The following is a 20,783-nucleotide window of genomic DNA, read 5'->3' as shown; positions in this document are numbered from 1 at the left end:
GAAGCATGACCGCATATAAGTTATTAGTTATAATCTTATATTCACTGCGGTCATGCTTCGCCCCTACAAACATATTTGCCTTGCACAGGTCGCTGCACCCAAGCAAATGTTTATTGACAAAAAAATGGTTTTTTTAATGTTGCCACTACATCCGGCAAACACAATTAAACCCCAAGCCAGTTAGGCTTGGGGCTATCTAAATTATGGTAAATATAACAATATGTTATCCTTCGGGAAAATTCACTCGATTTCCGCCAATAGCTTCGGACAAATAATCCGCCGCAGCTTCCACCACCGCGATCGCATTTTCGTAAACCATCCGCGTCGGTCCCAAAACCCCAACACTACCCACTGGCATTGATCCCCGGCGGTAAGTCGAAGAAATCAGAGTACAGCCGCGAATTGGTTCTAACGAATTTTCTGAACCAATACGCACCGTTACCCGTTTCCCAGGCGAGTCCAAATCAGGCGATTCAAAAATCAAAGGCCAAAGCAGTTCCTGTTCTTGTTCGAGCAGTTGCACCAGGGTTTGAACTTGCTGCAACTGCGAAAACTCTGGCAAGCGCAGCGCTTCTGCCAAACCGCCGATCAGAATCCGCGTGTAGGTTGGATTGCTTTGACGGCTGCTCAATGCAGCCAGCATGGTTTCCATCCACTCCGCGTACAGTTCAAAGTCCCGGTCTAACTCGCTCCAGTCTACAGCGGAGAGTTCCGAGAGCGATCGTCCGCGTAACTTGCTGTTCAAAAAATTGGACAAAATCTGCAATTCGCGATCGACAATTTCAACATCCGGCCAATTACCTTCTGCGCCCTTCGGCAACTGTACTAACACCGAATGAGTTTCGTAGGCATCCGTCACCACGATCAGCATCACCTTACCCGCCTCTAGCTGCACCAGTTGCAAGTGTCGCAAGCAAGCCATATTGGTTTGCGGTATGGTAATCATGGCAATATAACCGCTGATCGTTGCCAGAATTTTAGCAGCGCCGCGGAGTGCCCCATCCATGCGCCCATCCGACCAATTGAGTTGATCCAGTACCTGTTCCACCTTACGGGCCAGCGTATCAGACGGCTGAATCAACTGGTCTACATAAATTCTGTAGCCGGAGTCAGAGGGGACTCGTCCGGCAGAAGTGTGGGGCTGATATAGCAGTCCAGCTTTTTCAAGAGTCCCCATCGCATTGCGAATGGTAGCTGGGCTGACGCTGAGGTTGTATTCGTCAACCAAAGCTTTTGAGCCAACGGGTTCCGCTGTTGCTATGTAGTGGCGAACCGTTGCCCAAAGGATGTGTTGTTGCCGATCGGTGAGGTTAACGCGCACAAATAATATTTAAGCAGAGTAAGATTTTAGAGTTGAAAGCCATTGAAAAGCTTTGTCCGAAAAGGGCGATCGGACAGACTTATCTACTTAAACATAACAGATTTTAGGTTAAGGAAGAAGTCAGTTGTTACTGGTTATTGGTTATTGGTTATTGGTTATTGGTTATTGGTTATTGGTAAGTTCTAATGCCCCATGCCCCATGCCCTGGGAAGGCCCATGCCCCATGCCCCATGCCCCATGCCCCATGCCCTTTAAGTGTGTTCTTTCAGAATATTTTGTAGGTAACTAGCCACTGCATCTGGCTGTTCCACCATTGCCAAATGGCCGCAATCGGGAAGCTGAAGCACATTTTCGCCACAACCTTGGAACATCCAGTGAAAGCTAGCCAAATGCAGCACGTATTTTGGTTCCATAATTTTGTCTTTAGTGCCGGCAATAAAATACACGGGCTGCTTGAGTCGGGACACTATTTGCGGCAACAGGTGAATCTCGGCTTCTGTGGTGGAGTCCAACAAAGCCCCCAAAGCTGCATCTGGATGGGCTGCCACGAAATCTCTCAAGCGCTGCCGTCCCCACGATCGCCCGATCGAGCGATCGACAGAATCGCGGGCAAACACCAAATCTGCTAGTGGCAAATGAGGCAGCCAGCGGGGACGCATTTTTACTAGCTGTGTGCCGACGGCTCGAAATCGCTCGAATTCTTCCTTTAGATAGATGCCGCCGCCTGCATTAATACAGAGAACACCTTTAATACGATCGCACAATTGGCTGGCTCCCCAAAGAGCGATCGTACCGCCGAGAGAGTGTCCCACCAGCCAAGCACTAGAAATATCCAGTTTTTTGAGTAAAATTTCCAAATCGCGAGCGTAGGCTGCGGGAGTGTAGGAACTTAGCGATTCTCCTCGCTCGCGACTATCATCGCCGTCGGATTGAGAATCGCCAAACCCTCGCAAATCGTAAGTCAGGCACTGATAGCTGGGTGCCAAGCGATCGGTCAGAGGTTGCCAGTAGCGGCGGCTTAACAGCCAGCCGTGGACAAATACCAGAACCGGGGAAGTTGGAGTGGGAGCCGTCAAATCGCAAGCGTGCCGAACCCCTAGGATGTCGATGGTTGCCATAATTTTATCCTATCGCGAAATCAAGACAGAGGGATCGGCAGTTACACTCCGGGCGATCGGCTCAGTTTAACTTTCTCTCGATGAATATCAGGTTTTGAGCAAAAACCCAGTTTCTGAACGCAAGAGAAATGGAAGTCGGAAGTAGAAATCACAAAGAAGTAATAAAATCAAGGGTTTCAGGAATTAAGAACGTCCTTAAGCTCGATCTGATAGCTCCGAAACGTTGTTGTGATAAACCGGCTTTCACCAGCGTCAGGCGCTATTCCTAAAACCGCTCGCCCAACAATCTTTGTCGCACCCCCTCAGCGATTTTCTGCCCCAGATACTCAGGAATCAAACTTTCATTGGGGCCCAACAAGTAGAGAATCAAGCGAGTTCGCCCCCGCCAAACCAATAAATTTGCATTCACCACCAACAAATCCTCTTGCCAGATGGCATACATAACCTTGTAAAAAAGTCCAGGCTGGTTGTCTGCTTCAATCAGCAAAGCCGGCAAGTGGAAAACCGGATCGACGTAAAATTCAGTAGCCACATCCTCCAAACCCGCGTCTAAATTAAATTCCACAGCCAACATCTCTTCCACCTCAAAATGCCCCGCCAAGGCCTCTCGAACCGCCCTACAGACGTTTTCGGCTGTTTTATCTGCCAGTACCTTGCCACCGCGAGATACCACCAATTTGATAAATACCAGCATCGGCGGGTAAATTTGACCGTAGAGACTGAGACTGTGAATCGTCAGCCCGTAGGCAGCCAGCACACCGAAAATGTCGCTCAGTAGGAAAGACTGGTTCCGGTAAGCAAAATGCAGGGCACTTTTGTTACCTTCGGCTCTTATTTCGATGACGGCTTGCCGAGTTTTGTAAAGTTGGTAAGCTAATTTGAGGTTTTGCAGTTGGATTTCGCTGCTGACAAATTGCTCGTAAAACTGTGGAAACGCTCGGTTAAAGCGCTTGAGAAGTTCTAGTGTAGATGGTTTTAAACCCGAAGCCATAATTGAGGGGAAGGTGCGGGAGATATACTAGGTATTGACTGATACATTTACGCGACACTTGCCCGGCTATTACCGGACAAAGTAACGAGAGCACTATCACCCTCATAGGAGATAGAGGCGGTATCCCGCAAAGCTTTCAGTAATATACCAAAAGCGCCATTGTAATCTCGTGGGATTGAACAGCCACATTCAGGACAAGTAAACACTTTAGAACCACCTAGCTTTTGATGTACGTGACCGCAATGGGTACAAGTTTTAGACGTGTATTCTTCAGTGACATCAATCACATTGACATTTCTAACATTTGCCTGATGTTTGATGGTTTGTTTGAATCTGTAATGCGCCCATGTCAACATGGCTCTAGCAGTTTTTGAACGAATCTTTCTTCGTGCTTTGGCGACCATTTGGGAAGACTCAAAAGTCGGAAGAAATATGACTCTATAGTTGCTAGTTAAATAGCAAGCGGTTTGTTTCTGGCATTCGTCTACTAAATTACGAATGCGTATTCTCATACGGTGAGCCGCTTGTCTCATTCGTTTTCGGCGCTGTTTCGTAGCTTGAGACATTCGGCTCATTAGGTTATCTAGGTGTTGACAGAGACGAGCTATTCGCCCCATGTCACCACCTCCAAACTCAAGGAATTTATTGCCATCAAACCCGGTCATAAATGTTCTTACGCCGGGATCTAATGCAATAATTCCTGTTGCGTCCGTAGGCTCTGCGGTAACTGACAGAGGAAACACTGCAAACCAACGACCCTTGCAGTATACCAACTGAGTACCTCGATCGCACTCAGGAATTATCTCAGAAGTATGATAGGTTAATCCTTTGGTTAAGGAAGGATACCAAGTGCCTTTTTTGAAGTTTGAATCGTTAAACTTTATGGTTTGAGAGTAATCTCTGATGCTACGGAACTTGGCGTCTGAACTTGCCTTAAATGCTCGGTGAGCATCAAAAATAGCATTCTGTCTGATATGACAAGGCGTTTCTTTTACCCATTCTGGTAAATCGCCTCGCATAACTTCGTTACGCAACTGCAACTTACTTAAGGGCTTTTTGCGCTGCATTGCTATTGCTTGGTTGAAACAATAACGACAGGCTGCTAGCCATTTACGCCAGACTTTATTTAATTCCTGACTGGGATAAATCCTGAGCTTGTGAGATTTGAGTTTTATACTGTCGCCGTCCGTACAATCTACTACTCGATCGGTGGAGGACTGCAAGCACGTCTTCAAGCATTTTTTGTTCTGGACTAAGGTTTGTTTTACCCGGTACCAGGAGTTTACACCAGTTTTGCTCGCTGTTCCATTGGCATTGGTCAAAGCCTCTTCTTGCCAATCGGTTTTTGTGGGCAACGACAACCATTCGGACATCTCATGAGAAAATTCGTTCCAATAGGGGAAGAAGCTTTTGGATTTTTCACTGGCTTTGTTCCCAACATCGGAGATTTCTTTCGTTGACTCCAAGGATGAATGATGGTGAGAGTGGGACGTACTTGACAATAGTTTTTTCCTCAACTCTTGTTTGATTGTATCAGATTGTCCCGTAATGTCCGGCAAATTTGTTATTTAGTTAGTCCTCCCATGCCTTATGGCAATGGGATTTTCGATTTGACGATTCGACTTAAATTTCGCCCGTCTCCTCACTAAAAACAAAAATCAAATCTGTCTGGGAATATCTAACTAGAATGTCACGGTTGTGCCATTCCATTAGCATTTTCCACCAAGTATATGAGTTCCGACGCGATCGGCGGTACTCAAAAGAAGCAATTCCTAAAATGCCTCTGTCCTGGTTGGGCAACAAATTTTACCTTAACACTGGGTTGTCCTGGCACAGGCTAGGAGAACAGTTCTACCAAACTTGACGAGAAGCAAAAAAGCACAGAGTCAATGTTGGACGACAAATCCCTGTTTTCGGCGTAAGATGAGTGTACCGTAAACTGTTCCTCAAGAGGCTACCCGCAGTTCATCCCACGCCGATCGGAGTGGGTTTATCTATCGGGCTCTCTTTCACGTCGTCCAACTTCTACTACCTTAACCGCGCCTGCATGGGTTTTTGGAAAAACTTATTTAGTAGTTCTGAGTCTGCCTCTGTACCCCAAACAGCGGAATTTGAGGAAGATGTGGCTCTTGGGTTAGGCGATCCGCTTTCCCCAATGTTTCGCAAACCCGCCAGCGGCAACGCTCGCATCTTTTTTAGTTGCGATCGGGACATTGACCTCTACGAACTCGAAGAACTTTGTAATGCAGTGGGTTGGTCCCGCCGTCCCCTGCGTAAAGTCAAAAAAGCTATTGTGCACAGCTTCCTAGTCGTCTCTATGTGGGAGATACGGGGCAGCCAGCGACGGCTGGTCGGTTTCGCCAGAGCGACTTCAGACCATGCTTTTAATGCCACGCTTTGGGATGTGGTAGTTCATCCTGATTACCAGGGTAAAGGCATGGGCAAGGCACTGATGAAATACATCATTAAAAAACTCCGCAGTGAAGACATCAGCAACATTACCTTATTTGCTGACCCTCAGGTGGTGGATTTTTACCGAAATTTGGGCTTTATGTCCGATCCAGAGGGCATTAAAGGTATGTTTTGGTATCCAGATTAGCTCGTCCGGTGGAGGTCAGCATTGATTTGTTGAATAAATCCAATATTCAAGCTGTCAAACACCTCACAAGCCTGTGGGCTGCGGTCAGTTACGCTTTTATGTATCCCCGCAGCTTGTCAAGCCCCACAACCTTAAAAAAACTTCGACGTAGCTGCATCGAAAGCTAAAATTAAAAAAAAGCTTGACAAGCAGGTGGTTTTCTGCGTTAATGGTTAAGAGATAGCCAATACACCGGGATGTAGCGCAGCTTGGTAGCGCGCCTGCTTTGGGAGCAGGATGTCGCAGGTTCAAATCCTGTCATCCCGATCGCACAATTTTAAATAATAGATTCAAGCACAAACTGCGGCTGAGGTTTACATTTGTTGAAAATGCCAACCGATTGAGGTAGTTTTTGCCGATCGTGTCAAGGAGCCAGTCTTTGCGTTAATGTGTTTCAGGATCGCTCGGGAGTGGAAAAACATGAAATCATTAGTTCGTTTAGGCGCAATATTGGGGATTGTGGGCTGCACTCTGCTCGGCCCCTCGCCCATTGCCAAGATGTCTGCACTCGCATTGCCAGTGCCACAAATTGTAGAAAAGTTACGCCCGGTGCCGGTATTTACGATTACAGACGGTCAGGGTGCGTTCTTCATTGCTTCTGTTCCCAAGCAAGGTCAGGGTCAAACTGGTAATGCTTCGGTAGCCAGAATTTTCATCAGCCAGAAAGATGCTCAAGCTTTTGTCGATCAACTGAAAACGGGAAATCCTCAGTTGGCGGCGTCGGCGCGTGTGACACCCGTGTCACTGGGGGAAATTTATCGGTTGGCTCAAGAAAATAAAGGCAAGCCGGATCAGGTGCTGTTTGCTTTTATTCCGGCAGCGCAGCAGGTACAGTCGGCGAAAACTGTACTTCAGCAGACTGGCCAACAAGTTAGCGAGTTAAACGGTGTACCTCTGTTTGTGGCGAGAGGTGGCCCGGAAAATGGTTATTTGACGATTCAACGGGGCGATAAAGAAGAGCTTCCTCTGTTTTTTAATAAGGAGGACTTGCAGGAAATGGTCGAGCGTTTTAAGCAACAGCAGCCGAACGTGACTGCCACAATTAAGATTGAGGTAGTGAACTTGGAGAGGATTTTGGAAGCTTTGGGTACTGAAAATGACCCGTCTTTGAGCCAAATGATTTTGATTCCGTCGCGGGAATCATTAGAATATCTGCGATCGCGCCAACCGGCTGGTACTGGCAACCAAAATCCACAGGCGGCTCCATCTCCAGCCCCAGCTCGACCGGCTGCATCTCCAGCTCCAGCTCGACCGGCTGCATCTCCAGCTCCAGCTCGACCGGCTCGCTAATAGTCAGTAGTCAGTAGTCATTGGTCATTAGTTAGCAGTCATTAGTCATTAGTCATTGGTAATTGGTCATTAGTCATCTTGCCCGCTCGCGAAGCCGAAGGGTACTCATTGGTCATTAGTCATTAGTTACAGACAAGATTTACTCAAAAATTGGTTCATGTGCTACTTATAGTAGCGGTAAGGTGCGCTGTGGATGGAACCCTACATAATTAGGTTTTGTTACCAATTACCAATTACCAATTACCAATTACCAATTACCAATTACCAATTACCAATTACCAATTACCAATTACCAATTACCAATTACCAATTACCAAAAAGTCTTATGTTTGTTTCCGGTTTAGAGCTTTGGCAGTGGGTGAATCAAGCTAAGATTGATGCGATCGCCTCTGAGATTCCCCAAGTAGAACTCGACTGGCTGCTGCAAGAGCTGGCAGGTTTGGATAAGTTGGCTCTGCGTTTGGAGTCGTTTAAAGATTTGCCAAAAATTCAATTAAAGTTGTCTGTATCAGAACTCGATCGACTTTGGCAGCGACGGTTGCAGGAACGGGTGCCGGTGCAGTATTTAACGGGAGTTGCACATTGGCGGGATTTTTCGCTGAAAGTAACGCCGGCGGTGCTAATTCCTCGTCCTGAAACGGAATTGCTGATCGATTTGGCTGTGGATGCTATGAAAAGCCATTCAGTGAATCCAACATCGGATTGGGTGGATTTGGGAACGGGTAGCGGGGCGATCGCGATCGGCTTGGCTTGTGCGTTGAAAAATACTACGATTCATGCAGTAGATTGCAGTTCGGAAGCTTTGGCAGTTGCTCGACTGAATGCTGAAAATTTAGGCTTTGGATCGCGAATTAATTTTTATCAAGGTTTGTGGTGGGAACCGCTAGAATTTCTCAAGGCTAAAGTTAGTGGCATGGTGTCTAATCCGCCTTACATTCCCAGCAGCACGGTGCTGACTCTGCAACCGGAAGTTTTGAAGCACGAACCTCACCTGGCCTTAGATGGCGGTTTTGATGGCTTAGATTGCATCCGGCATTTGGTAGAAACGGCTCCGGATTATTTAGAATCTGGGGGAGTTTGGTTGGTTGAGATGATGGCGGGACAAGAAACGGCGGTAGCTGATATGCTACGAAGTCACGGGAGTTATTGCGATGTTCAGATATTTGCGGATTTGGCAGGAATCGATCGCTTTGCTTTAGCCTATCGTCTTTAGATTCCAAAAATATGCTGCAATTCTAAAATAGACTTGCATGGGATTTATTCGCTCTCCGATCTTGAAATTATCTGCGTCGATCTGTGTTGATCTGCTTGACATCTGTGGTTAACTTATCAATCAAAGATTTATGCAAAATCTAAAATCTAAAACCTAAAATCTACAATCTAAAATCGGATGACTCAAGTTTCGATCGCCTCCTTGATTCAAGGGGCAATTTCAGGAGATTATATTGTCAGCTTTCCTACCGATACTGTACCCGCTTTGGCGACGCGGCCCGATCGCGCGGAGTTGATTTTTGCAGCTAAAGGGCGCCGTCAAGACAAACCGCTGATTTTGATGGCTGCATCGGCTGAGGCTTTGTGGCCTTACGTGCAGGGGAGTCCAGGAGAGTTGAATTTGTGGCAACAAGTGGCTGAATCCTATTGGCCTGGGGCGTTAACTTTGGTGCTGCCGGCTTCGCCGCTGGTGCCGACTGCCATGAATGCGATCGATCGCACTACGATCGGAGTACGAGTGCCTAACTTTCCCCTTGCACTCCAGATTTTAGGGCAGACAGGCCCTTTGGCAACTACCAGTGCTAATTTATCAGGCCAAGCGCCTCTAGAGTCGGTGGCAGAAATTGAGGCACAGTTTCCCGAAGTTTTGACATTAGTTGCTACTGAATTAGCAACAGCGCCAACCGCACCGACGGCTTCGAGTTTGCCTTCGACTGTGGCTAAATGGACTGGTGGCGGTTGGGAAATATTGCGACAAGGCGCGATCGAGCTAGAATGCTAAAAGCTAAACTCCTAGGCAAAGTAATATGGCGCCGATCGGCTGGAGCGACTTGATATATTTAGGTATGGGACTCGGACTGGGTTTCGGAAGCAGTTTGATTTGGCGCAGGCAGCAAAAAAGCTCGCAACAGCCAGAACCTGCTCCCTATGTGCCTCCAACTCCTCAAGAAAATGATTTAGAGAAGTTTGATGCCCTTTCCGATCAACTGAAGCAAACTCAATTGGCTTATCAGATGGCATCGGAGATGAGTCTATTTAAGGCGGGCTTTTTGGCTCGAACTTCTCACGAGTTGCGATCGCCCCTGAGCACTATGATTGGTACGCTCCAATTAATTCTGTCGGATTTGTGCGACGATCCTGCTGAGGAGCGAGAGTTTGTCGAACAAGCTCACGTTGCAGCACTCAAGCTGGTGAAATTGATAGATGAAATTATCTCTGTTGCTAAAACTGAACACGGCACTGACACGATGGATATTGAGCCGATTCAGTTAGCTAAGGTTTTTGATGAAATTGATGATTTAACTTACTTACAAGCTGCTAATCGCAGCATTCGTCTGGAGATATTGCCACCCGATCCGGGCATTTATGTATTGGCAGATTTGCCGAGGTTTAGGCAAGTTTTAGTCAATTTGATAGATACTGCTATTGCTCAGATGGAGGAGGGAAGTATTTCTGTTTCTGCACATTCTTCGCCGGAATCTGGATGCGTTCATATTTGGGTGGACGATCAGCGCTCGGTTAGTGCTTGGAGCGAATCTTGGGATTTGCTGAAGCACGATTTGGAGTCGGATGCTACTAAGAGCAGCGATAATTCTCACGTCTCTTCTGGCATGAGGTTGTTGATGAATCAGACACTTTTAACTTTGATGAAGGGAAAGTTGGAAGTTTTGGCTGTGCCTTCTGAGTCGGAAGAGTCCAATTTTAACCGCACTCAATGTTCTATTCCTTTGGCAACTTTGTGATCGAGGAAGTTCGGCAACTGACTTTGTAACTGATTAATATCCATTCCGGCTTTGCCGAAATAATATAGAGGACACGGCAGTGCCGTGTCCCTACCGCGATCGATGGTAGGGAAACGACACTGCCGTGTCCTCCGTTTATATCATTCCGATCCTAACGGATTTGAGATAACTATCGCTCAATTAATTGTAGGAAAACGACTGTCTTGTGGCTGATTGTGGATAATAATTAATAAGTAGTAAGGTGCGCTGCGGCGCACCTACATTTTATAGATTTGGGTGGGACTTTTGTGCTGGTTTAGCAAATAGCAGTTAGCAATTCGCCTTTGCTAATTTCTAATTCGATATTCTCTTCTAAAAGCTGATTTTCAAGTACCATTGTAGTGCTGGCGTTATGCTGAAAACCGATGCGCTCGTAGAAGCTTTGTTTGTAAGTTGTCATCAGGTAAACTCGCTCTACTCGGCACATCCGAGGGTGACTCAAGACAGTTTGCACTAATTTACGGCCGAGTCCTGCACCTTGGTAATCTGGATGAATGGCGACATCCCAGATGGTGGCTCGATAGATGCCGTCTGAGGTGGCTCTGGCAAAGCCGATCGCCTGCGGGCCATCCCAAACTGTCACAACTGGTTCGCTGTTGGCGATCGCAATTTCCCAATCTTCTATCTTGCGCGCCCTCGCCCAAAAGGCGGCGGCTTTAAATAGTTCTTGGATTTGTACTATGTCAACGCGATCGCGACTTGTGCAAAATTGAATCTGACTGGAATCCCTAGTCGTTGATGTCATGCTCAATGTGCCTGTAAGTTTTATCTAAACTGTGTTACTTTTACTGTCTTGCAGGAGTGAAAGTTAATTTTGCTTGGGAACGATCGATGATTGAATTCCCGATTTACAAAACTATTTTTATTTATACACAAAACGCAACTAATTTCCGTAATTATTAATACTTTTTTGTATAAAGATTAGACGGCGGTTGAAACCGCTTCTAGACAAGTGAAGTCCGCCTCCGCGGACTAAAGAAGATCGCGTAATTTGTACCTCCTTGTCTTCAACCCGCGGAGGTGGGTTTTGTGTGTATAGACGCGGTTTCAACCGCCCAGTATTCCTAAAGAAGATCGCGTAATTTTTACCTCCTTGTCTTCAACCCGCGGAGGCGGGTTTTGTTTGTATAGACGCGGTTTCAACCGCCCGGTATTCCGAGTTCAAAGGTATTCGGGCATCACGAATGTCTCAGTTTTGCAGCCAGCGGGCGGCATCTTTAGCGTGATAAGTCAAAATCAAATCGGTACCAGCACGCTTGAATCCTGTCAAGGTTTCCATCACCACTCTTTCTTCATCAATCCAACCGTTGAGGGCGGCGGCTTTCACCATCGCGTATTCTCCAGAAACGTTGTAAGCAGCAACTGGCAAATTAGTGGCTTCCTTGACGCGCCAGATAATGTCCATGTACGCTAAAGCTGGTTTAACCATTAGCATATCCGCACCTTCAGCAATGTCCAGAGCAATTTCTTTGAGAGCTTCGCGGCCATTTCCTGGATCCATTTGATAGGTGCGCCGATCGCCAAATTGCGGAGCCGAATCCGCCGCATCCCGGAACGGGCCATAATAAGCTGAGGCATATTTTGCCGCGTAGGACATGATGGGAAGATCTTCAAATCCAGCCGAGTCCAATCCTTCGCGAATTGCTCCCACAAAACCATCCATCATTCCCGAAGGTGCAATAATATCTGCACCAGCTTGAGCTTGAGCAACGGCTGTTTTTTTCAGCAATTCTAGCGTCGGATCGTTCAAAACTCGGCCGCTTAAATCTCCGACTTCCAAATAGCCACAGTGACCGTGACTCGTATATTCGCACAGACAAGTATCGACCATAACAATTAAATCTGGTACGGCTGCTTTAACTGCTGCCGTCGCTTTTTGGACGATGCCACAATCGTGCCAAGCACCTGTCGCGTCTGTATCTTTGTCTGCGGGAATGCCGAATAAAATAATCGCGGGAATACCGAGATCGTAAACTTCTTTTGCTTCTTCTACGATTTTGTCTACCGATAGCTGGTAAACTCCGGGCATCGATCTGACTTCTTTGGCAAAAGCTTCCCCTGGTACGGCAAATAGGGGGTAAATTAAGTCGCTGGTTGTCAAGATATTTTCGCGTACCATCCGGCGGAGTTGGGGATGGTTGCGGAGGCGGCGGGGGCGGTGAGTTGGAAACATAATGTTTTTTTACGGTAGATTAAAGTCCGGATTTCTGGAATTAGCGACATTTGTTTAAAAGTCTAAAGCTTATTGTTGGTCGATCGCTCTCAAGCTACGTAAAGTTCTGTAAAACTCGTGATGTCCGTGGTTCGCAGTTAGGACTTGAGGCCAATGGCATTAAAAATCATCGCATCAAAAGCTGTAAGGTAACAGCTAAATCTATCGTGGCCTGACAAAGCCAAATATCTCTCTGGGCCAGAACTCGGGCGCCATCTTCTGGTATGGGGGCGTACAGGAAATTTAACGCCAAACTCGTCTTAAATTCAACACAAATCCCGGCAATACGTCTTCACCCGATAACTCGTAACCAGCCCAATCTCGCACCATTGTCAATATATTCTCGCATCTTTGTTTGGAGGGTGGAGAGACTGTCAGATGCCGATCGCAATTCTACTACAAAGTCGGGACATAGGGGAACGAAGCCTTTTCGTTCTTTTGCAGTTAGTGCTTCCCAGCGAGCTCGACTCACCCAAGAAGCATCGGGAGAACGGGTTGCACCGTTAGGAAGGATGAATCCTCCCGAAGAGTCAAAGCCTTCTCCTAAATCTTCGTGTGTTTCGCACCAGTTGCCGAGTTGCCCGCTGATGCTGAGGTTGCGGCTACTGGATTCGCCTCCTGTGGGTGGATTCACTATTAATTCTCCTTGTGCGGTTCTTTCTAATCTCAAGTCGGGATTTGCGAATACTAAGGCCTCGAATTGGTCGCCGGTGACGGTTAGGGCGATCGAATTCGGCACTTCTAGAGATATGGTTTCTAGTTGAGTAAATGTTTGTACCATAGCAACTTCTCCGTAAATTTAACCCCAAACTCGCCTTAAATTCAACACAAATCCTGGCAATACATCCTCTCCCGACAACTCGGTTGGATTAATTAATATTTCTACTTCTGCTTGTTTAACCAGCCCAATCTCGCACCATTGTCAATATATTCTCGCATCTTTGTTTGGAGGGTGGAGAGACTGTCAGATGCCGATCGCAATTCTACTACAAAGTCCGGACATAGGGGAACGAAGCCTTTTCGCTGTTTGGGTGTCAAGGCTTCGAGGCGTTCTCGACTCACCCAGGAAGCGTCGGGAGAACGGTTAGCACCGTTAGGAAGGATGAATCCTCCCGAAGAGTCAAAACCCGATCCTAAATCCTCGTTGTCATCGCACCAGCGAGCAAGTTGCCCGGTAATGTTGAAATTCCTTTCGCTGGATTCTCCGCCGGTGGGTGGATTCACTATTAATTCTCCTTCTGTGGTTCTTTCTAATCTTAAGTCGGGATTTGCCAATGCTAGGGCCTCGAATTGCTCGCAACTTACAAGCAGGGCGATCGAATTCGGCACTTCTAGAGATATGGTTTCTGGTTGAGTAAATGTTTGTACCATATTCAATTGCAGCCTTTTTTGGGTAAAAATTGGTAACAAAAAAACTATTGTGTAGGGTGCGTCGCTATGAGCTTTTCAAGCTGATGTGCAAATTATCAATAGCGACGCACCCTACGGTTTCCATAGGTTTGTAGTGAGGACTTCAGTCCGCATCAAAGAGAGGACTGAAGTCCTAACTACGAACCATTTTTTACAACTGACCAAAACCTTTTTTAGGCTTGTTTTTTTTCTTTTTCTTCTGGCCGCCCATTCCCTGCATTCCCTGCATTCCTGGCATTCCCGGCATTCCCGGCAATCCTCCCATTCCTGTAAAGTTACCTTGACTCATTTGCTGCATCATGGTACGCATTTTCTGGAAGTCGCTAACGAGTTTTGTTACGTCGTTTTCTGCGTAGCCTGCGCCTTTTCCGATGCGACGGCGGCGGGATGGAGAACTTGCTAAAAGTTCGGGGTTGCGACGTTCTTCAGTTGTCATCGAATTAATCATGGCTTCGGTGCGTTTTAATTGCACTTCTCCCTGCCGCATTTGTTCGTCGGAGAGTTTGTTCATCCCGGGAATCATTTTCATGATGCCGCCGAGGGAACCCATGTTTTTGAGCAATCTAGTTTGTTTGAGAAAGTCGGTAAAGTCGAACTTTGCCGTGAGCATTTTCTCTTGCATTTTCTCGGCATCGGCGATGTCGAATTCTTCTTGCGCTTTTTCGACTAGCGTCAAGACATCGCCCATGCCGAGGATTCTCGATGCCATGCGATCGGGATAAAATGGTTGCAATGCTTCCACTTTTTCACCAACGCCGACAAATTTAATTGGCGCGCCGGATATTTGTCGCACTGATAGCGCTGCACCGCCGCGACTGTCGCCGTCTAATTTGGTTAAGATGGCGCCGGTAATGCCGATTTGGTCGTGAAAAGTGCGGGTTAAATTCGCTGCTTCTTGGCCGGTCATGGCATCAACAACTAACAGCGTTTCGTGGGGTTGTACTGTTTGTTTGATGCGAAGCAATTCGGCCATCATGTCTTGGTCGATTTGCAGGCGGCCTGCTGTATCGACGATGATTGTATCGACGCCTAGTTGTTTGCCATGTTCGATGCCTTGGCGGGCAATTTCTACGGGGTCAGTATCGGTGCCTAGTTCAAATACTGGTACGTCGATTTGTTTGCCGAGAGTCAGCAATTGGTCGATCGCGGCTGGTCGATAAATGTCAGTTGCGACTAGCAGTGCGGTACGATTTTGCTTGCGGAGGTGCAGCGCTAGTTTGGCGGTAGCTGTGGTTTTCCCGGTTCCTTGCAAACCGGCCATCAGGATGACTGTGGGCCCGGATTCGGCGGTGGCGAGGGGTACGTTGGTTTCCCCCATGACGCGGACGAGTTCGTCGTGGACGATTTTGATGAATTGTTGGTCGGGACGGACGCCTGAAACGACTTCTGCGCCTTGTGCTTTGGCTGTTACCTCTCCGACGAAGTTTTTGACGACTTGGAGGTTGACATCGGCTTCCAGGAGGGCGCGGCGGACTTCTTTGATGGCGTCTTGGATGTTGCTCTCGGAGATTTTATTTTGTCCGCGCAGTTTTTTCCAGGTGGATTCGAGTCGATCGGCAAGGGCTTCAAACATAGGGCATTGTTGGCTAGTCAGTCTTTTTCATTTTAGGGCTAAATGGGGCTTTTTGGATTAATGTTTTGCTAAAAGTTAGATTTTTTATTTTTTAACCGCTGATGAACGCGGATTAACGCTGAAACTACTTCAAATTCATGTAGTAGGGTACGTTTGTCCAAACCCTACTTTCTGGAATATGATTAAAGTATTTTCGTCGCCTAGCCACAATTTTAATGTCTGTTTATGCCCAAAAAGATTCGAGAACTCAAAAGCCTGCTGCTAAAAGCTGGGTTTACTTATCGTTCGGCAAAAGGCAGCCATACAAGATGGGTTCATCCTTTACTACCTACTGAACCAATTACCATTGCTGGCAATGATGGCGATGATGCGAAACTGTATTTAGAGAGAGAAGTTAATCGAAAACTTGGAATATTGAAAGCAATTGAAGAAGAGGAACCTGAATCATGAAATTACCTTATATAATTGTTATTCAATGGTCGGATGAAGATAACTGCTATCTAGTTCACTTACCTGATTTTCCATCTCAGCAGTTCCACACTCATGGAGATACCTACGAAGCCGCTTTGCAGAATGCAGTAGAGGTATTAGAGCTTTTAGTTGAAGAATATCAGGTAGATGGTAAATCTCTCCCAGAACCTAAAACTTTAGTAGAAAATTTGCTGTTTGCTTGAATATAGATTTGAAGAGATCGCCATTCCCCAAAAATAGGCGATCGCTCTTTTATGTAGAAGGGCGATCGTTGTTATTGATTTTTTTATTTTTTAACCGCTGATGAACGCAGATTAACGCTGATGTGTTTGGATGTTTTACAGTTATAACCTCGCTATCAACTGTTTGCTGTCAACTGTCAACTATCAACTGCCTGCCCTGAGCGTAGCCGAATGGTCAACTGTCAACTGTCAACTGTCAACTGTCAACTGTTTAAGTATTCTGCGATCGCCCGTTGGACTGCAAACAGCGTTCGATCGCCCTTTTGGACTTTTTCGATTAACAACCTCCGTCTCAAGGATTCCACGGCTTTTAGGAATTCTGAAGGGGATAATTCCAGAAGGGCTGGCTTTTTGGAGATTTCGACTGGTTTGTTTTGATTTGCCAACCAGGACATGACTTGTTTTTCGGAGTCTGACAAGCGCTGAAAATGTTTGTTCAATAAATATTCTAAGTCTCCTAAAACTAGGCTATCATAGGATAAAAATTCAGAAACTTTGCCGCTAAATAAGTCTTGAATTGCAGCAGCTACTGTATTTAACCACAAGGGATTGCCTTGGTAAAGGTCGATCAATTCTGACCATTTTTCTGATTCTGATAGGCCTTTTTCTGTGAATATTTCTCGCGCTGATTCGCCTAAACCATTGAGTTGCAATGTTTGACAATTTTTCTGGTGGCTTTCTAATGCGGCAATTTCTCTGGGTTTTTCCCAACTAATCAAGATTATGCAACTGTTGTGGCATGATTCTGCTATTTGTTTGAAGAATGCGCCATAGTTTTCATAGCCTGGTTTGTAGTTTCCTGCTAGTTGTTGGCTGCTGAAGATTGTTTGGACATCATCGAGGATGATGAGACAGCGCTGCGATCGTAAATGGTGGATTACCCCCCCCAACCCCCCCTTGCTAAGGGGGGGAGAAAGAGGTTGAATCTCTTCGCCACGCCTGGGAGAAGCAGGCTGAATCTCTTCGCCCCCCCTTGATAAGGGGGAATTGGGGGGGTTAGTTTCTTGCTGCTGGGAGAGGAATTTAATTATGTCGGTTTGGAGTGATGCGAGGGGTGGCGCGTCGCGGAGGCTTCGCCAGATAATGCAGTCGAATTCGTGTTGAATTTGTGGGATTAGTTCGAGAGTCAGGGCGGTTTTGCCTATACCGGATAAGCCTAGGATGGTGATGAGGCGGGTGCGGCTTAAAATCCAGTTTTCGAGGGTTGTGAGTTCGGATTTGCGATCGAAAAATGTCGAGATTTCTGGTGCGTCGCCTAAGTCGATGCGGGGCTGTTTTGCTGTTGGTTCGGGGTTTTGGGGTGTTTTGGGCGATCGGGCTTTTTCAGGACAAACATTAAAGTTATGATTAACTGTTACATTCTCACCAACTGTTACATTTTCGCCAACGATTGCTGATTGATAATTATAAATTTTACTATTTTCTAATACGGCCCTAAAATTGTTTTTAGTAATATTTTTTTTCAATCCTTTAGAAAGCGTTTTCCAAAGGTCCGATCCGACATTTCTAACATGACTTGGACTTGAGTAAAGTTCTTGAGCAATTTGCGTGTAAGTTGCGTCTTCTAATGTCCCCCGCAGAATAGCATCTTGCACGTAATCTAAATGCTTTCCCGTCTTAGCAAAAATCAGATCATCTGCCAGTGTCAAGACTTCTGCAATATCCATAAATTCGGGAAAAGCTGGAGTTTACACGATTTATTATACCTGACATTTCGTACAATCGTGACATTTTTGATGTTGTCATCTATCTAAAGTCAGGATTTTTCCTACACAGCTCATCCTTTATATTAATTGATTAAGGTGTTGAGAGGATATTTTATATGAAGCGCGATCGGTGGCTCAGCGGTTTGTTCTCGGCTGGGGTGTTGTCTTTTACTCTAGCGACTGTTGGCGCACAAGTGGCCCAGGCCCAGCGCCCGATCCATATACTCGAGCTGAAATGTCTTGTTACAGGGGGTAAGGTTGACAATTATGGGAGACTACAAAATTTTGACAGGGATGGTAGGGATATTTCCATAGCCAGACAACTATACACCAGTATTATGAGTACACGCGAGGCTGGTTGGACTTGTAAACTTCCAGGCGGTCGCGCTTCTCTCCGAATAGAGTATGGAGTTAGCGATCAAGATCAGCAGTCGGTTTCACCACCTAAAATAGATGTTTACGTAGATGGAAATCAAGTAGCTTCTCAAGTGGGGAAAGCTGGAAGGATCAATACAATGCTGGTAGATGTTAGTAATGGTAAAAATGTATCTATTGATATCTCCTGTTCCACAGCACAAAATTGTATAAACCACCCTTGGGCTTCTAGACCATTTCAGTTCTTCAAATTTAATCTAGAGCCGGGCGCCAGCTCTCCAGGGAGTAGATAAATTATGAGCATTAGCCGCCGTCAATTTAATCGGATCGTCATCTGGGGTGGCGCTTCTTTTGCTGCTTCCGCCACATCTGGCATCTTTTTTCCCAAACCTGCTGAGGCTTATTCCCTAGAATTTCCGATTAGTGCCTTATCAGCCGATCGCGTTTTCAACGGAATTCAAAAACATTGTGGAGCACAACCCATCCCCGGCGTTCTCTCACCGATCGTACAAGGCAATAGTAATGTTAGCAATAAAATAGAACCAGCGGCCGCCAACGCCATTCGCACCGCAGACAAACAATTTGTCAACCGTAATTTTACCAGCCAAAGAACCGAATTAGCCATAACTGGCAGCGGTTCTAATTTTGCATCAGATACCAGTCGGCTGTGGGGTAGGCAAAGACAGGATAAAGTCGGCCCGAATGTGGGTTTTGGCTTTGTCCAAAAGTGGGAAGATCAATATAGCGATGCCAAAATTTCTGGGCCGACAATGTGCGCTATTCATAATGCTCAAAGAGTCTTAGCCGATCAAAGATTAACACCTCCAGAAATCGCCGCTTCTGTCTTACCAACGCGATCGCGATTGGATGATTGGGGCTCTTGGGGAGGGGATGCCGATGCGTCTGCTGGGAGGAATCCGGGTGCTGTTTTTGCTCAATACGATACAGCCGCCGGGACGGTGACATCTCGCTATGATTTAGTTGAACCGGGGCCGAAAGGTTTTGGGCGGGTTGAGTATACTATTGAAGCGGAAAATCAGCCTCGGCGGGTGATTTTGGTGACGGTGAGGTTTTAGGGGAAATCAGCATTACAACGATCGCAATTACGACAATCCTGTAGGGGCGGGTTCACCCGTATTTCTGATTCACATCCAGGGTATTTATAAACCCGCCCTCCCCTATTCGTGGGATGGGGCGGGTTTATTTCACCTGTTTGTTTGTCTCAAATATTGTTGGTGAACCCGCCCCTACAGGATTAATTGCGATCGGGTTTTTCTAGTTCTCACTTCATCAAAAGAGCCAGTTGATGAATGACACCAACCGAAGCATCTTCGACAATGATTTCTTTTAGTTGATCTCCCAAAACTTGCGAAGCATTAAGAATTTCTAATCCAGCCAGTTTGCCGTCAGGACTGTAATCAGCAATAATGTCTTCAGTCAGTTCTCTATTTTCCGCTGTTCCAGGTGCTAATGACAGCAACTCTATGTAGAGAGCATCAACTTCTCGATCGTATCGTATTCTCATATGATTGAATCCTATTAGTTAAAGTAATAGACGTTTACGGTCACTACTACAATTTTTTCCGGTGCATCTGTAAAAATTGACTTAACAGCTTTGTAAGCGTAAAACTGTTGATTAATCGGAGATTGATTGCTAAAATCAAATTGAGCACGGGCTGAAAACTTACCTTGCTTGGCTGGTTGCCAGTTTCCCGAGCGAATGGCAATAATCACCTCATTCTCGATCGCACCCCGCAGCACCATGCGCTCTCTGGCATGAGTTGAAAAGTAGATTGGCTTGACCATAGAATTTCTTCTGTATCCTGGATAATATTATATCAGAGGATTTACTACCTTTGCAGTTGACCGATCGCATCTAATGCTTTTTGAGCATCCGCATTCATTCCTTGAGCCCTAAATAAACGAGCCGCTTGCTGCAAATCGGCGATCGCCCCTGGCCTATCTCCCATTCTCACCAACGTAATGCCTCGATTAGCATAAGCCTTAGCATAGCTGGGATTGAGTTGAATTGCTTGAGTGTAATCAGCTAAGGCAGAGCGATCGTTATTGATGCGAAACAGCGCCAATCCTCGGTTAAAATAAGTGTTAGCGCGACCGGGATTGATTTGCAGCGCTTGATTGAAATCATCGATCGCCCCTTTTTGATCGCCCAAGTCTGAAAGCGCCAATCCTCGGTTGTTGTAAGCCGCTGCAAAGTTTCGATCCAAGCGGATGACTTGAGTATAATCTGCGATCGCCCCCGGTTTATCTCCCAATGCCGACAACACCAGCCCCCGATTGTAGTAAGCGTCAACATAACTGGCATTAAGGGCGATCGCCTTGCTATAGCCTTTCTCACAAAGATGAGGTACAATAACAGCAGTGTGTAAACCAGTTAAAAATATTTGATGATGTAACTTGACTGAACGCCAACTCTATGGCT

General features: G+C 46.3%; 21 protein-coding genes, 1 tRNA gene and 3 pseudogenes. 10 read left to right on the top strand and 15 right to left on the bottom strand.

Translation table 11 applies throughout. The features are described 5' to 3' along the window. Positions 1-223 precede the first annotated feature (223 nt). The 6 genes and pseudogenes from hrcA to JGK11_RS12145 all read right to left on the bottom strand — a co-directional run bounded on the left by hrcA (position 224) and on the right by JGK11_RS12145 (position 5,233). Positions 224-1,321: a heat-inducible transcriptional repressor HrcA gene (gene hrcA / locus JGK11_RS12170; protein WP_293179964.1), complete on the bottom strand. Its 1,098-nt coding sequence runs from the start codon at positions 1,319-1,321 to the stop codon at positions 224-226. A 251-nt stretch (positions 1,322-1,572) separates the two neighbouring features. Then, positions 1,573-2,439 (bottom strand): alpha/beta hydrolase, encoded by an 867-nt coding sequence (locus JGK11_RS12165; protein ID WP_293179967.1) that lies wholly within the window; start codon positions 2,437-2,439, stop codon positions 1,573-1,575. Positions 2,440-2,704: 265 nt separating this feature from the next. Next, complete coding sequence (locus JGK11_RS12160) at positions 2,705-3,430, bottom strand: hypothetical protein (RefSeq protein ID WP_006631881.1); 726 nt, start codon at positions 3,428-3,430, stop codon at positions 2,705-2,707. 47 nt (positions 3,431-3,477) lie between these two features. Further along, a complete protein-coding gene (locus JGK11_RS12155; RefSeq protein WP_293190945.1) occupies positions 3,478-4,653 on the bottom strand; it encodes a transposase in 1,176 nt (391 codons plus the stop codon). Continuing rightward, positions 4,553-4,933: pseudogene (locus JGK11_RS12150) on the bottom strand (hypothetical protein). Before JGK11_RS12150 ends, JGK11_RS12155 begins: the two are co-directional and overlap by 101 nt. A 120-nt stretch (positions 4,934-5,053) precedes the next feature. Further along, entirely contained in the window at positions 5,054-5,233 is a 180-nt protein-coding gene (locus JGK11_RS12145; protein WP_293211822.1) for a hypothetical protein, read from the bottom strand. Positions 5,234-5,477: 244 nt separating this feature from the next. Between JGK11_RS12145 and JGK11_RS12140 the strand changes: the two genes are divergently transcribed. The 6 genes from JGK11_RS12140 (at position 5,478) to JGK11_RS12115 (ending at position 10,312) form a co-directional block, all read left to right on the top strand. Continuing rightward, on the top strand, positions 5,478-6,029 hold the full coding sequence (locus JGK11_RS12140) for a GNAT family N-acetyltransferase (RefSeq protein WP_293152075.1): 552 nt from the start codon (positions 5,478-5,480) through the stop codon (positions 6,027-6,029). A 232-nt stretch (positions 6,030-6,261) separates the two neighbouring features. After that, positions 6,262-6,335, top strand: a tRNA-Pro gene (locus tag JGK11_RS12135). Positions 6,336-6,488: 153 nt separating this feature from the next. Beyond that, entirely contained in the window at positions 6,489-7,358 is an 870-nt protein-coding gene (locus tag JGK11_RS12130) for a Tic22 family protein (protein ID WP_293179973.1), read from the top strand. Between the two features lie 325 nt (positions 7,359-7,683). Beyond that, positions 7,684-8,571: a peptide chain release factor N(5)-glutamine methyltransferase gene (gene prmC, locus JGK11_RS12125; RefSeq protein ID WP_293211852.1), complete on the top strand. Its 888-nt coding sequence runs from the start codon at positions 7,684-7,686 to the stop codon at positions 8,569-8,571. 177 nt (positions 8,572-8,748) lie between these two features. After that, a complete protein-coding gene (locus JGK11_RS12120) occupies positions 8,749-9,351 on the top strand; it encodes an L-threonylcarbamoyladenylate synthase (protein WP_293190880.1) in 603 nt (200 codons plus the stop codon). 25 nt (positions 9,352-9,376) lie between these two features. Further along, positions 9,377-10,312, top strand: a complete 936-nt coding sequence (locus JGK11_RS12115; protein ID WP_293181746.1) for a HAMP domain-containing sensor histidine kinase — start codon at positions 9,377-9,379, stop codon at positions 10,310-10,312. A gap of 295 nt (positions 10,313-10,607) precedes the next feature. Here JGK11_RS12115 and JGK11_RS12110 read toward each other — a convergent pair whose 3' ends face one another. The 5 genes and pseudogenes from JGK11_RS12110 to ffh form a co-directional block, all read right to left on the bottom strand. Continuing rightward, positions 10,608-11,096 carry a GNAT family N-acetyltransferase gene (locus JGK11_RS12110; protein WP_293181745.1) on the bottom strand — a complete coding sequence of 163 codons (489 nt, stop codon included), beginning with the start codon at positions 11,094-11,096 and terminating at the stop codon, positions 10,608-10,610. Positions 11,097-11,540: 444 nt separating this feature from the next. Continuing rightward, entirely contained in the window at positions 11,541-12,524 is a 984-nt protein-coding gene (hemB, locus tag JGK11_RS12105; protein ID WP_293181743.1) for a porphobilinogen synthase, read from the bottom strand. A gap of 282 nt (positions 12,525-12,806) precedes the next feature. Continuing rightward, positions 12,807-13,344, bottom strand: a pseudogene (locus JGK11_RS12100) (Uma2 family endonuclease). Between the two features lie 18 nt (positions 13,345-13,362). Further along, positions 13,363-13,934 (bottom strand): annotated as a pseudogene (locus tag JGK11_RS12095) (Uma2 family endonuclease). A gap of 190 nt (positions 13,935-14,124) precedes the next feature. After that, a complete protein-coding gene (gene ffh / locus JGK11_RS12090) occupies positions 14,125-15,546 on the bottom strand; it encodes a signal recognition particle protein (RefSeq protein ID WP_293181739.1) in 1,422 nt (473 codons plus the stop codon). Between the two features lie 225 nt (positions 15,547-15,771). Here ffh and JGK11_RS12085 point away from each other — a divergent pair, with 225 nt between their 5' ends. Together JGK11_RS12085 and JGK11_RS12080 are read left to right on the top strand one after the other, a co-directional pair. After that, positions 15,772-15,996, top strand: a complete 225-nt coding sequence (locus tag JGK11_RS12085) for a type II toxin-antitoxin system HicA family toxin (protein ID WP_293181737.1) — start codon at positions 15,772-15,774, stop codon at positions 15,994-15,996. Next, entirely contained in the window at positions 15,993-16,220 is a 228-nt protein-coding gene (locus tag JGK11_RS12080) for a type II toxin-antitoxin system HicB family antitoxin (RefSeq protein ID WP_293181735.1), read from the top strand. The genes JGK11_RS12085 and JGK11_RS12080 overlap by 4 nt, the downstream gene beginning before the upstream one ends. Before the next feature lie 242 nt (positions 16,221-16,462). Here the strand turns inward: JGK11_RS12080 and JGK11_RS12075 are convergent, their stop codons facing one another. After that, on the bottom strand, positions 16,463-17,926 hold the full coding sequence (locus tag JGK11_RS12075; protein ID WP_293211820.1) for an ATP-binding protein: 1,464 nt from the start codon (positions 17,924-17,926) through the stop codon (positions 16,463-16,465). 377 nt (positions 17,927-18,303) lie between these two features. Between JGK11_RS12075 and JGK11_RS12070 the strand changes: the two genes are divergently transcribed. Both JGK11_RS12070 and JGK11_RS12065 read left to right on the top strand, forming a co-directional pair. After that, on the top strand, positions 18,304-18,633 hold the full coding sequence (locus tag JGK11_RS12070) for a hypothetical protein (RefSeq protein ID WP_293211819.1): 330 nt from the start codon (positions 18,304-18,306) through the stop codon (positions 18,631-18,633). 3 nt (positions 18,634-18,636) lie between these two features. Beyond that, positions 18,637-19,416 (top strand): Tat pathway signal protein, encoded by a 780-nt coding sequence (locus JGK11_RS12065; RefSeq protein ID WP_293211817.1) that lies wholly within the window; start codon positions 18,637-18,639, stop codon positions 19,414-19,416. Positions 19,417-19,622: 206 nt separating this feature from the next. Here JGK11_RS12065 and JGK11_RS12060 read toward each other — a convergent pair whose 3' ends face one another. Genes JGK11_RS12060 through JGK11_RS12050 form a run of 3 tightly spaced genes read right to left on the bottom strand, consistent with a single transcriptional unit; the run spans position 19,623 to position 20,676 of the window. After that, complete coding sequence (locus JGK11_RS12060) at positions 19,623-19,865, bottom strand: DUF2283 domain-containing protein (protein ID WP_293211815.1); 243 nt, start codon at positions 19,863-19,865, stop codon at positions 19,623-19,625. 14 nt (positions 19,866-19,879) lie between these two features. Further along, positions 19,880-20,146 (bottom strand): DUF4258 domain-containing protein, encoded by a 267-nt coding sequence (locus JGK11_RS12055; protein WP_293211813.1) that lies wholly within the window; start codon positions 20,144-20,146, stop codon positions 19,880-19,882. A 44-nt stretch (positions 20,147-20,190) separates the two neighbouring features. Further along, positions 20,191-20,676, bottom strand: a complete 486-nt coding sequence (locus tag JGK11_RS12050; RefSeq protein ID WP_293211850.1) for a tetratricopeptide repeat protein — start codon at positions 20,674-20,676, stop codon at positions 20,191-20,193. Positions 20,677-20,783: the final 107 nt, after the last annotated feature.

The sequence above is a fragment of the Microcoleus sp. PH2017_34_RAT_O_A genome, from assembly GCF_020737885.1.
In the GTDB taxonomy this organism is placed as follows: domain Bacteria; phylum Cyanobacteriota; class Cyanobacteriia; order Cyanobacteriales; family Microcoleaceae; genus Microcoleus.
The sequence above is the reverse complement of the archived record's forward strand: the minus strand, read 5'-3'. Positions and strand labels throughout refer to the sequence as shown.